Raw genomic sequence first — 12,849 nt, 5'->3', positions numbered from 1 at the left:
ATGAAACTTGTGTTATTCTTAATTGTGACAATTCTTTCAATGAAATTGGTTCAATCATGGCAAATTTTTTTATTCATTTAGTATAATTGCAATTGTATAGAAAAAGAGGGGTGGCTACATTGAATCGGATTCAATTTGTTAAACAGAAGATTCAATATATGGACGAAGTGGAAGCGAAAAGCATTTTATTATTGATTTATGCGAAATTGGACAGCGCCATTGATCAAGGTGATGAAGACATTATCAAAGAAACGGCTGAAGAAATTTTTGATATGTACCATAAACTGCCCGATCGGATGTTGAATTAGGGAGGAGCCATTTTGAACTTGTTTGTTCAAAATGGTTTTTTTTTTTGACAGTGCATATCATCCAAAGAAAACGGCCCAAAGGCATGCTTTAGGCCGCAAAAAAAGGAAAAGAAGCCGGTAAAAGGAAGTCATGGCGGAAATTGAAAGGAAAGAGGGTTATAAGAATCAATAATAGTGATATCCACTGTAGTTTGAGCCTACAATGATGAGTAAGATAAAGAGAACCACCAGTAAAACGAAGTCATTTTTGCCTCCGAAGAATCCGGAATCATATTTTGACATAAAATTCACCCCCTCTTTTCGTATTTAATGTATGGCAAGTTGTTGGGGGTGTATGGTACAAAAGCGGAATTGCGGAGAGCACAGACAAAATTTCATGCTGGTTTTTTTGCAATGGTAGTTCAAATGGAAGAATAAACTTCATACAATAAAATAAATTGTTTTCGTTTGATTTTGTAAACGCTTACGTTTCTCAGGTTTATTCCGATTCGAAGGCAGGTGGAATGATTGAAAGAGGAAAAGCTTATTCACTTTCAACAATACAAATATGCCAAATTGATCGACGAACTGCGTGAATATCCGGACAGCATTGAATATATCCTTGTGCATGATTATGAAAACCGATTCGACTTCCAGCGTACGGAATGCGTCCAAATGGGGGACTGTTTTGCGCAGCTGATCAAAGTGGGGAAGTCTTACCAACTCGTTTCGTTGATATTTTTTAAAAGTGATTGGACAGTGAAGCAAATTTTGAAATTTCTATCAAGCCATCGAATTGAAATTTTCCAACGGGCATCTGGGCCCCTGTATATTCAGAATGCACATAAAATCATTGACAGCAAATTGTTTAGAGGACGTCCCCTCGTTTTATTTCAAATCGGGAAAAAGAGCATTGTTGTTGAACCGAATCTTTTACAAGAAGTGACAGAATTTTATGAGCAATATAATAAAATCAGTCATACCGGATTAGCGGAGAAAATGCTTAAAGATTTCAGTTTTGACTGAATCTTTTTTTGTTGGCCAGCAAATATGGGGGATGCGGAAAATAGATGAAATCTCTATAATCGATGGCAGTTTTTTGATAAAATGGGTTTAAGCGAAGGAGTGAATAAACGTGGGAATTTATAAAAAAATTGCTGTAGCAGTGGACTTTTCGGAAGGCTCAAAAAAAGCGCTGAAAAAAGCGGTTGAGTTGGCCAAGAAATTTCAATCCACTTTATTGATTGTCCATGTTGTAGATACAAAATCCTTTGGTTCCGTTGCAGCTTATGATTTAAAATATGCTGCCGAAATGAAAGAAAAGGCTAAGGCAGAACTGGAAAAATGGAAAGAAAAAGCGGAAAAAGAAGGGCTTGAAAAAGTGGAAACATTGGTGGAAGAAGGGGCGGCAAAAACGATTTTAACAAATCTTGATGTGGATTTGATGGTCTGCGGCGCCACAGGGCTGAATAAAATCGAAAAATGGATGCTTGGTTCAGTGGCTGAGCGCATCGTCCGACATTCAAAATGCGATGTATTTGTGGTTCGTTAACGGCGGGAAAAATGGAGGAATTTTCGAAAATCCTTTCATATCCGGAATGAATCAGGCATATATATAATTATATTGGTTTGATTGCGTAAAAAGGGGAGAAATAATGCTGAACAAGCCGTTTGAACAGTTTGAAGTGGGGGAAACGTGGACATCGCGCGGCCGTACAATCACGGAGAGCGATATTGTGAATTTCTCCGGAGTCAGCGGAGATTTTTTTCCGTTACATACAGATTCGGAATATGCCAAAAATACGATTTTCAAACAGCGGATCGCCCATGGGCTGCTTGTGCTGTCGATTGGGACTGGCCTTTTGGAAATGAGCCCGAAAGCGGTCGTCGCCTTTTATGGAATCGAAAAGCTGAGATTTTTAAAACCGACCTTTATAGGAGACACGATCCATCTGGAATTGAAAGTGACGGACTTGAAAGATAAGGGGAACGGTACGGGCGTAGTCACGTTCCAGCAGGAAATCATCAAACAGACGGGCGAAACGGTCGTTACTGCTGAATACAAGTTTTTGATCAATAAAAAAGAACGCTATCACGTTTGATGGGCGTTCTTTTTTTACGGCATTCATATGGGAATTTTCAGATGATCAAGTATCGCAAAATATTGGAGAACTGATTAAATTTCATGAAATTTTGTAACAATGTGGATATACGCATTTTTTTCAAAAGAGAGGGATGGACTCAATGGAATTTTGGTCGGAAGTGTTGGAGCGGATCCGCTGGAAAATTCCCAAAGCAAGTTACGATCTGTATTTCGCCAAAACGGAGGGGGAATGGAATGGCGAGGTGCTATGTATTTTTACAGAGAACCAGTTCTCTAAAGACGGTTTGAATCATCGTTATAAAAATATCATTTCATTGACGGTGGAAGAAATGACCGGCAAAAAAGCGCAAATCCGGATCGTGAACAAGAATGCCGGTGAGGAACAATTGCCGAATGAGAATTCAAACGCGCCATTCGAAGAAATCAAATCCTTCATCCTCCAACAAAATAGAATGATTAATAGATTGCAAAAAAGGGTCAGGGAACTGGAAAAGAAAGTGGTGTATTTGGAAGGGGAACGAATCATCAGGTAACTTTTATTAAATGTTGAAGGGGTGAAACTTGACAATGTTTCATCCCTTTCAATATGTTCTAATAAGGAAATAAATTTAGCCCATCACCAAAGAAAAAAGGTTCAAAAAATTAGAATTAATTTACTATAATAATTGTTGGATTTTTGGTTGAATTATTCCATAAATGGGGATTATATAAATAAAAGGAATTTTTGAATCGGGATCTTAGAAAATGGGTGAACAGCCAAACATATCTGCATTATCCATGGAGTGAAAAAGGTGAAAAACAAGAAATCTTCCTACGCGACTTTCCAAAATGTGATCGTTTTCCCCGGAACGGTGGAACGGCTCTTTTCAGAGGCGTTAAAATACATGAAAACCAATCAGTTTGAAAAGGCAAACCGATATTTTGAAGAAGCCCTCCAATATACTGAAGGCGACGAGCATTTGCTGAGCATATACGCATATTCTTTATATGAATCCAAATCCTATGAAAAGGCAAAGGAAGTCTGTGAAAAGCTGCTTAATCTCGGCCCGGCAATGTATTTCGAAATTATGGAATTGTATTTGACGGTTTGCATGCAATTAAAAGAATATAAAAAAGTAGAAAGAATCATTTCCTCATTGTTTGATGAAGGCGCAATACCCCAGGAAAAAATGGAACAGTTTAAAAGATTGAAAGAATTGAATGCCAATATCAGTGAGAGAATGGAAAAGCAAGATGACCACCCGGCGGCGGTCAAACAGTATGAGCCTGAAATGTTTGAATTGGATGCTTTTTTATCGCTGGAACCAAACGAACAAGTGAAAAAGTTGAATGAATTGGCCTTGATCAATATTCGCCCGATTCTGCCGCAGCTAAAAAGAATCGTGGAGCATGACCGCATCCATCCCTTTGTGAAAAGCCTTATTCTTATATTAATGAATGAACAGGCGGTTGACATGGAAATAAAAATCGGGAAATTTGATAGGATAATTGTGGTAAATCCATCGAAAATTGGGTTGCCAACTGAGTTGCCACAATATAAAATGATTTCAAATATAGTGAATGATCAACTGCAGCAAGAACCCTCGATTTTAGAAATGGTTGAATATTTAATTGCAAAACATTCAATAGTAACGTATCCTTTTGAGTGGTTGGATTTTCAACCGCAGGATGTGGCGCAATGTTATATTGATTTTGTACATCAAATGTTTGGCCAACAAAGAGGGGCAAATCAAGAAATTTTTCATTTCATACAAGAATTAGAAATGTTATCAGAACTACAATAAACATGAAAAATGTTGAAACTCGGGCTACTTATGATATACTAAAATGGTTGTCAAAGTCGTATAAACAAATGTTAAAAATTTTGTAATTTATTTTTGGAGGTATTAATATATGTCTGCAAAATGGGAAAAGAAAGATGGAAACACTGGAGTATTAACAATTGAAGTTCCTGCTGAGAAAGTGAATAAAGCACTCGATCAAGCATTCCAAAAAATCGTAAAACAAATCAACGTGCCTGGATTCCGTAAAGGAAAAGTTCCACGCAATATCTTTGAAAAACGTTTTGGTGTGGAAGCATTATACCAAGATGCATTGGAAATTTTAGTTCCTGAAGAATACTCAAAAGCTGTCGATGAAACTGGCATCTTCCCAGTAGATTATCCTGAAATCGGTGAACTTGACGGTTTTGAAAAAGATAAAGATTTTACATTTACTGCGAAAGTGACAGTAAAACCTGAACCAAAACTTGGAGAATACAAAGGGTTGGAAGTGAAAAAATTAAGCACAGAAGTAACGGATGAAGAAGTGGAAGAACAAATCCAAAACTTATTGAACAGAAAAGCTGAATTCGAAATCAAAGAGGATGAACCAATCGTTGAAGGCGATATCGCTGTAATCGACTTCGAAGGATTCATCGGCGACGAAGCTTTTGAAGGTGGAAAAGGAGAAGATTATTCTCTTGAAATCGGATCCGGCCAATTCATCCCTGGTTTTGAAGATCAATTAGTTGGCGTAAAAGCTGGCGAAACAAAAGATGTTCAAGTGACTTTCCCTGAAGAATACCATGCTGAAGAACTTGCTGGTAAAGATGCAACTTTCAAAGTGACTGTGAAAGAAGTAAAAACAAAAGTGCTTCCTGAGTTGAATGATGAATTCGCAAAAGAAGCTGATCCGGAAGTTGAATCAGTTGACGAGTTGCGTAACAAAATCAAAGAAAGATTGGCTGAACAAAAGAAAAACGAAGCTGAAAGCACACTTCGCGACGAATTGGTAGAAAAAGCGGCTGAAAATGCTGAAATGGATATCCCTGAAGCAATGATCCATAATGAAATTCATCGCATGATCGACGAGTTTGCTCAACGTCTTCAAATGCAAGGCATGTCCCTTGACCTTTATTATCAATTCTCTGGCCAAACGGAAAAAGACTTGCATGAGCAATTCAAAGAAGATGCGGAAACTCGCGTGCGCATTTCATTAACATTGGAAGCAATCGCTAAAGCTGAAAACATCGAAGTGACTCAAGAAGATATCGATAAAGAACTTGAAAAAATGGCTGAACAATTCAAAATGGACAAAGAACAAATCATTACAGCTTTAGGCGGTTCAACTGAAATTTTAGAGAACGATATCCGCACACAAAAAACAGTTGAATTTTTAGTTGAGAATGCCAAAATTACTGAATAATTTTCCGTTTTCCTTTAAAATGGATAGTGAGGATAACTGAATAATTTCACTGACAAGGTACGGCATATACTACCGTGCCTTGTTTTATACCAGCAAGAAATTTTTACATACTGACAGATATAAACCGACAGCATCTAGTACTTCTTATTTGCTAAAGCGTTTAATATCTTGTATGATTGTTGCTTGAATAGGGGTGAAACAAATTGTTTAAATTTAATGATGAAAAAGGCAATTTAAAGTGTTCTTTTTGTGGGAAACCACAGGAACAAGTGCGCAAATTGGTAGCTGGACCCGGAGTTTACATTTGTGATGAATGTATCGAACTTTGTTCCGAAATCGTTGTTGAGGAATTAGGTGCAGAAGAGGAAATCGATTTTCAGGATGTTCCAAAACCGAAAGAAATTTTAAACATTCTGGACGAATATGTGATTGGACAAGAACGTGCGAAAAAAGCTCTTGCCGTTGCTGTATATAACCATTACAAACGAATTAATTCAAACAGTAAAATAGATGATGTGGAATTGTCAAAATCCAATATTATTTTGATTGGGCCGACTGGTAGCGGGAAAACATTGCTCGCTCAGACACTTGCGAGAATTTTAAATGTGCCTTTTGCGATTGCGGATGCCACTTCTTTGACAGAAGCCGGTTACGTTGGCGAAGACGTGGAAAACATTTTGCTGAAACTGATCCAAGCTGCTGATTATGACATTGAAAGAGCCGAAAAAGGGATTATTTATATAGATGAAATTGATAAAATCGCCCGCAAATCCGAAAATCCTTCCATTACACGTGATGTATCAGGTGAAGGAGTACAGCAAGCATTGTTAAAAATTCTTGAAGGTACAGTGGCCAGCGTCCCTCCACAAGGCGGCCGTAAACATCCCCATCAGGAATTTTTGCAAATTGATACAACCAATATTTTATTTATTGTTGGTGGCGCCTTCGATGGAATCGAAAATATTATCAAACGCCGTTTAGGCCAAAAAGTCATCGGCTTTGGTTCTGATGCGAAAAATAAAAATGTGGAAAGCGATTCTCTGCTTTCACAATTAATTCCGGAAGATTTATTGAAATTCGGGTTAATTCCGGAGTTTATTGGCCGTTTGCCTGTCATTGCGACACTGGAGCAATTGAATGAGGATGCTTTAGTCCGCATTTTAAATGAACCGAAAAATGCATTGGTGAAACAATATCAAAAAATGCTTGAATTGGATAATGTGGAATTGGAATTTGAAGAAGAAGCGCTTCGGGCGATCGCGAAAGAAGCCATTGAACGCAAAACAGGCGCCCGCGGACTCCGTTCCATCATTGAAAATGTCATGCTTGATATGATGTACGAATTGCCATCCCGTGAAGATATTGCAAAATGCATTATCACAAAAGAAACGATTACAGATAAAGCACAGCCAAAATTAATTTTAAAAGATGGAACAGAATTGAAGGATTTGAAGGACAATAAAAAAACTTCCGCATAACTTGGAAGCAAGGAACTGAAATAAGGAATCCATAAAGAGCTGACTGCGAATTTGCTTATGCATTTCTCGTTAGTCAGCTCTTTATAACGAAAATACAGATTACATTTTTTTACAATTGTTCTTCCGTGTAAAAATATTTCTGAAAAGCATTGGCAATAATCCTTTTATAGGAATAATAATTAGTGAAAAAGACAATAGTAAATGCTGTTATGAAATCGACCTTATTTGAAATTGCTATGTAAATCCAAGTGAAAACTCCTTATTTTTTCACATACTAAATGTGCAAAGGCGGGTGCATTCTTAGTATCAAAATGGAGGTGAGGATCCCGCATGACTGAAATAAAGAAAAATGTTCCGCTGCTTCCTTTGCGTGGACTGCTCGTTTTTCCTACAACGGTATTACATATTGATGTTGGAAGAAAACGTTCCGTCGCAGCTTTAGAACATGCAATGATGAATGACAGCCGGATTTTTTTAACCGCCCAAAAGGATTTGCGGGTGGAACTGCCTGAAAAAGAAGATTTATATATGGTTGGGACTTATGTCTCCGTCAAACAAATGTTGAAGTTGCCAAACGGTACTTTGCGCATTTTGGTGGAAGGAATATGCCGCGGAAAAATCATCAATTATCAAGAAAATGACGACTTCACGACGGTGGATATTGAATTGCACGAAGATTCAAAAGAAAAAGACGTTGAAACGGAAGCTTTAATGCGCACGGTGATGAATTACTTTGAAAAGTATGCGAAAGCTTCCAATAAAATTACGGCGGAAACAATCCAAGCCGTCATGGACATCGAAGAGCCGGGAAGACTTGCCGATATTATCGCTTCCCATCTGCCGTTCAAAATTGCGGAAAAACAAGAAGTATTGAGCATGTTCAATGTCAAAAAGCGGTTGGATCATCTAATGATCCGGTTGCATGATGAACAGGAAGTATTGGATTTAGAAAAGAAAATCAATTCAAAAGTAAAACAGGCGATGGAACGTACGCAAAAGGAATATTATTTGCGTGAGCAGATGAAAGCGATTCAGGCGGAACTTGGAGACCGGGAAGGAAAGACCGGCGAAATTGCGGATCTCAAAAAACGGATTGAAGAGGCCGGAATGCCTGAATCCACGCAAAAGGCGGCACTGAAAGAACTTGACCGCTATGAAAAATTGCCTGCAGCCAGCGCAGAGAGCGGCGTGATCAGAAACTATATCGAGTGGCTTGTCACAATTCCATGGAAAGAAAAAACGGAAGACCGGCTCGATATTAAACTGGCCGAGGAAATTCTGAACCGCGATCATGATGGACTGGAAAAGGTAAAAGAGCGCATTTTGGAATACTTATCCGTCCGTCAATTGAAAAATTCCATTCGTGGCCCGATCCTTTGCTTGGTCGGCCCTCCTGGGGTAGGGAAAACATCCCTTGCCCGATCCATTGCGGAAAGCCTTAACCGCAAATTTGTCCGGGTTTCCCTTGGGGGCGTCCGAGACGAGTCGGAAATTCGCGGACATCGGCGCACATATGTAGGGGCGATGCCGGGACGGATCATCCAAGGCATGAAAAAAGCTGGCACAATCAATCCGGTATTTTTATTGGATGAAATCGATAAAATGTCCAATGACTTCAAAGGGGATCCTTCTGCGGCGATGCTTGAAGTATTGGACCCTGAACAAAACCATACGTTCAGCGATCATTACATCGAAGAGCCGTATGATTTGTCACAAGTTATGTTTATTGCCACAGCCAATGATTTGAGCACGATCCCGGGACCGTTGTTGGACCGGATGGAAGTGATCTCCATTGCCGGATATACGGAAATGGAAAAATTGAATATTGCAAAAAATCATCTCATTCCAAAACAGTTGGAAGAAAACGGCTTGAAAAAATCTCAAATTGTATTTAAAGAAGAAGCCATCGTTGATTTGATCCGCTACTACACTCGGGAAGCGGGGGTACGCGGCCTTCAACGCCAAATAGCAGCCGTTTGCCGCAAAGTTGCAAAAGTGATTGTTTCCGGCGAACGCAAAAGGGTGACTGTCAATTCGAAATCCTTGGTTGAAATGCTCGGCAAACATAAATATCGTTACGGCCAAGCGGAATTGGAGGACCAAGTAGGTGTAGCTACCGGATTGGCATACACAACCGTTGGCGGCGATACGCTTCAAATTGAAGTATCGTTGACACCGGGCAAAGGAAAACTTTTACTTACAGGTAAATTGGGAGATGTAATGAAAGAATCTGCCCAAACGGCACTTTCATATGTCCGTTCCTTATCCGATCGACTCAACTTGGATGCGGATTATTTTGAACAGCACGATATTCATATCCACGTGCCTGAAGGGGCGGTACCAAAAGATGGACCATCCGCGGGGATTACCATTGCCACGGCTCTTGTGTCTGCCATTTCCAATAAACCGATCAGAAAAGAAGTCGGCATGACCGGAGAAATAACATTGAGAGGGCGAGTTCTCCCGATTGGGGGGTTAAAGGAAAAATCCTTGGGTGCTCACCGTGCGGGACTAAAAACTATCATCATTCCTCAGGACAATGAGCGGGATATTGATGATATTCCTGAAACGGTTCGCGGAGAGTTGACCTTTAAACCTGTTAAAACAGCGGAAGAAGTGTTGAATATCGCCCTTGTTGGAGGGTTTTAAATGAAAATCAGTCAAGTGGAAATGGTGATCAGTGCCGTAAAGCCGGAGCAGTACCCTGATGATGGTCTCCCCGAGTTTGCTTTGGCCGGCCGATCAAATGTAGGGAAATCATCTTTCATCAACAAAATGCTCAACCGAAAATCTTTGGCCCGTACGTCATCAAAGCCTGGGAAAACACAAACACTGAACTTTTATAAAATCAACAATGAGCTGTTTTTCGTGGATGTTCCAGGCTACGGCTACGCCAAAGTTTCCAAAAAAGAGCGCGAGGCCTGGGGCAAAATGATCGAACGATATTTGACCGGCCGCAGCGTTTTGAAAGCGGTCGTATTGATTGTGGATTTGCGGCATCCGCCTACCGGAGACGACCGCATGATGTATGACTTTTTAAAGTACTACAATATTCCAACCATCGTCGTTGCAACAAAAGCGGATAAAATTCCAAAAGGCAAGTGGGATAAACATAAAAAAGTTGTTAGAGAGACGCTGGAAATGGATAAAGAAGAACCTCTCATCCTGTTCTCAGCGGAAACTGGGGTAGGAGTGGAAGAAACATGGGCTGTAATTCAAAAGTTCATGTGATTCCATACATAGTTCACAACAGAGCAAGTTGGAAAACGTTATATTTTCCAAATTGCTCTTTATTTATGTATTCAAAAGTGTAAATTGTCGAAATTTGATGAATACTAACCCTGAAGTTTATTATCATTGAAAATGGGCCTGAATTTTGTTATTCTTACATTAGAATAATTTTAAATTAAAAATATTTTTCATAACTTTTTCACAATTTGCGTTTGGATAGCGCTTTCTTTGTGATAGAATTAAAGTTATGAAATAGTTCGTGAGAGGTGTTAAGTTCATGCACACACTTGTTGTCGGCTTGAATTATCGAACTGCGCCAGTCGAAATTCGCGAAAAATTGTCGTTCATTGAAAGTGAATTAGCACAAGCGATGGCTGCGTTGAAAAAAGAAAAGAGCATACTTGAAGATGTGATCGTATCAACTTGTAACAGAACGGAAATATATGCGGTCGTTGATCAGTTGCATACAGGCCGTTATTATATAAAACGTTTTTTATCAAACTGGTTCAACATCCCGATTGAAGAGTTCGAACAATATTTATATATACGTGAAAGCGAAGAGTCTTTGGAACATCTTTTCCGCGTAACTGCAGGAATCGATTCGATGATTCTTGGCGAAACGCAAATTTTGGGACAAGTGAAGAAAAGTTTTCTTGAGGCGCAAGAAATCGGTGCAACGGGAACGATTTTTAACCGATTGTTCAAACAAGCCATCACCTTTGCGAAAAAAGCGCATAAAGAAACGACAATCAACGAAAATGCCGTTTCTGTTTCATATGCTGCTGTCGAACTTGCCAAGAAAATCTTTGGTTCATTGAAACATAAGCACGTAACGATTTTAGGTGCCGGTAAAATGGGCGAGCTGGCAATGGAAAATCTTTATGGGAACGGTGTAGGTAAAGTAACGGTATTGAATCGCACCTTTGAAAAAGCGGTGTCGCTAGCGGAAAAATTCCATGGACAAGCAAAATCGATCAAGGAATTGCAATGCACTTTACTGGATACGGACATTTTAATCAGTTCAACAGGTTCGCCGCAATATGTCATCGACTATGAATTGATGCAATTTGTGGAGTCTTTGCGTAAAGGGAAACCGTTATTTTTGGTTGATATCGCTGTTCCAAGGGATATCGATCCGAAAGTCGGCGATTTGCCAAATGTGTTCTTATACGATATCGATGACTTGCAGGGAATTGTGGAAGCAAACCTGGCAGAACGAAAACAAGCCGCCCAACAAATCGAAAGAATGATTGAACAGGAGATTGACGAATTTAAAGACTGGATCGCAACGCTGGGTGTAGTGCCGATTATCGCGGCATTGCGCAAAAAAGCGGATATGATCCAGCAAGAAACGATGAAAAGCATCGAAAATAAAATGCCAAATTTAACAGAACGGGAACGTAAAATTTTAAATAAGCATACGAAATCCATCATCAATCAATTGTTAAAGGAACCAATCCTTCAGGCGAAGGAAATTGCCAACTCGCCAAAAGCAAACCAAAATCTTCAATTGTATCAACAAATTTTTGGAATCGAAGAACTTGTTCAAGAAGAAGTTCGCAATCAACAATTGAAGGCAGCCGCAGAAAAGGAACCTGTTCAAGATATTCAAAATCAACCAAAATTATCATTTTAAGCAAGAAATTTAAGGCGTTTTCGTATCTATGTGGTAAACTATTGATACGGAAACGCTTTTAGTTTGGAGATTAAGACGTATTGGATGGAGAAGGGTTTCGTATGACTGAAGTGATGTCCAACCTTTATCAAATGATGGTTGTCCTTTATGCAATCAGTATTATGTTGTATTTTACAGATTATTTTTATAAAAAGGATTTCATCCGTCGTTCCGCTTTTTGGCTGATTTCCATTGTATGGGTGATGCAGACGGCCTTTATTATAATAAATATTTTTGAAACGAAACGTTTCCCGATTCTGTCCCTTTCTGAAGGAATATATTTTTACGCCTGGCTGCTTGTAACCTTGTCGATTTTTTTGCATTGCATTGCAAGAGTCGATTTGCCGGTGTTTTTCGTCAATATCCTCGGATTTGTTTTTATGACCATCCGGTTATTTGCGCCAAATAATTTGAACCCTGTATTAAAAACATTAGAATCAGAAATGCTGTTTATACATATAAGTTTTGCCATATTTGCCTATGCAGCATTTTCCATTTCTTTTGTTTTTTCAATATTATATTTAGTTCTTTATCGTTTATTGAAAAAGAAGAAATATACCAAGATTTGGTCCCGGCTGCCTTCTTTGACCCAAATGACCCAATGGATGAACTACTCCATCATCATCGGCATCCCAATCTTGGTCATCAGTATATTGCTCGGGTTGGAATCTGCATTTATGAAGGTGGATTCTGTTTCGATTTTTGATGCAAAAATTGTCGGTTCTTTCGTTATTCTTATCATCTATGTCGTTGTGCTGCTGTTAAAGCAGAGGGGAAAAATAACCGGCACTTCTTTTGCATGGATTCAAATATATGCTTATTTTGTTGTATTAATCAATTTCTTTTTAGGAAGCAAATTATCACATTTCCACTTATGGTATTAGCAGA

Annotated in this window: 13 protein-coding genes; 12 read left to right on the top strand and 1 reads right to left on the bottom strand. The window is 39.1% G+C overall.

Annotated features, from left to right (window positions below):
* Positions 1-119: 119 nt before the first annotated feature.
* Positions 120-308 (top strand): hypothetical protein, encoded by a 189-nt coding sequence (locus NST13_RS05465; protein WP_342469048.1) that lies wholly within the window; start codon positions 120-122, stop codon positions 306-308.
* A gap of 165 nt (positions 309-473) precedes the next feature.
* Here NST13_RS05465 and NST13_RS05460 read toward each other — a convergent pair whose 3' ends face one another.
* The gene (locus tag NST13_RS05460) at positions 474-590 is read right to left on the bottom strand and encodes a YjcZ family sporulation protein (protein WP_342469049.1); all 117 of its coding nucleotides are present in this window, start codon (positions 588-590) and stop codon (positions 474-476) included.
* A 225-nt stretch (positions 591-815) separates the two neighbouring features.
* On the opposite strand from NST13_RS05460, the gene NST13_RS05455 reads away from it, so the two are divergent.
* The 11 genes from NST13_RS05455 (at position 816) to ccsA (ending at position 12,845) form a co-directional block, all read left to right on the top strand.
* The gene (locus tag NST13_RS05455; RefSeq protein ID WP_342469050.1) at positions 816-1,313 is read left to right on the top strand and encodes a hypothetical protein; all 498 of its coding nucleotides are present in this window, start codon (positions 816-818) and stop codon (positions 1,311-1,313) included.
* Positions 1,314-1,422: 109 nt separating this feature from the next.
* Positions 1,423-1,839 carry a universal stress protein gene (locus tag NST13_RS05450; protein WP_342469051.1) on the top strand — a complete coding sequence of 139 codons (417 nt, stop codon included), beginning with the start codon at positions 1,423-1,425 and terminating at the stop codon, positions 1,837-1,839.
* A gap of 103 nt (positions 1,840-1,942) precedes the next feature.
* A complete protein-coding gene (locus NST13_RS05445; protein ID WP_342469052.1) occupies positions 1,943-2,389 on the top strand; it encodes a MaoC/PaaZ C-terminal domain-containing protein in 447 nt (148 codons plus the stop codon).
* Positions 2,390-2,531: 142 nt separating this feature from the next.
* A complete protein-coding gene (locus NST13_RS05440) occupies positions 2,532-2,924 on the top strand; it encodes a DnaA N-terminal domain-containing protein (RefSeq protein ID WP_342469053.1) in 393 nt (130 codons plus the stop codon).
* Between the two features lie 258 nt (positions 2,925-3,182).
* Positions 3,183-4,175 (top strand): hypothetical protein, encoded by a 993-nt coding sequence (locus NST13_RS05435; RefSeq protein ID WP_342469054.1) that lies wholly within the window; start codon positions 3,183-3,185, stop codon positions 4,173-4,175.
* A 109-nt stretch (positions 4,176-4,284) separates the two neighbouring features.
* Positions 4,285-5,577, top strand: a complete 1,293-nt coding sequence (tig, locus tag NST13_RS05430; protein ID WP_342469055.1) for a trigger factor — start codon at positions 4,285-4,287, stop codon at positions 5,575-5,577.
* 203 nt (positions 5,578-5,780) lie between these two features.
* Positions 5,781-7,055 carry an ATP-dependent protease ATP-binding subunit ClpX gene (gene clpX, locus NST13_RS05425; RefSeq protein WP_342469056.1) on the top strand — a complete coding sequence of 425 codons (1,275 nt, stop codon included), beginning with the start codon at positions 5,781-5,783 and terminating at the stop codon, positions 7,053-7,055.
* Between the two features lie 330 nt (positions 7,056-7,385).
* Positions 7,386-9,704: an endopeptidase La gene (gene lon / locus NST13_RS05420; RefSeq protein WP_342469057.1), complete on the top strand. Its 2,319-nt coding sequence runs from the start codon at positions 7,386-7,388 to the stop codon at positions 9,702-9,704.
* Positions 9,705-10,286: a ribosome biogenesis GTP-binding protein YihA/YsxC gene (gene yihA, locus NST13_RS05415; protein WP_342469058.1), complete on the top strand. Its 582-nt coding sequence runs from the start codon at positions 9,705-9,707 to the stop codon at positions 10,284-10,286. It begins immediately after the preceding gene.
* A 277-nt stretch (positions 10,287-10,563) separates the two neighbouring features.
* Positions 10,564-11,922, top strand: a complete 1,359-nt coding sequence (gene hemA, locus NST13_RS05410; RefSeq protein WP_342469059.1) for a glutamyl-tRNA reductase — start codon at positions 10,564-10,566, stop codon at positions 11,920-11,922.
* A gap of 101 nt (positions 11,923-12,023) precedes the next feature.
* Positions 12,024-12,845 carry a cytochrome c biogenesis protein CcsA gene (gene ccsA / locus NST13_RS05405; RefSeq protein ID WP_342469060.1) on the top strand — a complete coding sequence of 274 codons (822 nt, stop codon included), beginning with the start codon at positions 12,024-12,026 and terminating at the stop codon, positions 12,843-12,845.
* Positions 12,846-12,849: the final 4 nt, after the last annotated feature.

The organism is Ureibacillus sp. FSL W7-1570, from assembly GCF_038593265.1.
Taxonomy (GTDB): Bacteria; Bacillota; Bacilli; order Bacillales_A; family Planococcaceae; genus Ureibacillus; species Ureibacillus suwonensis.
The sequence above is the reverse complement of the archived record's forward strand: the minus strand, read 5'-3'. Positions and strand labels throughout refer to the sequence as shown.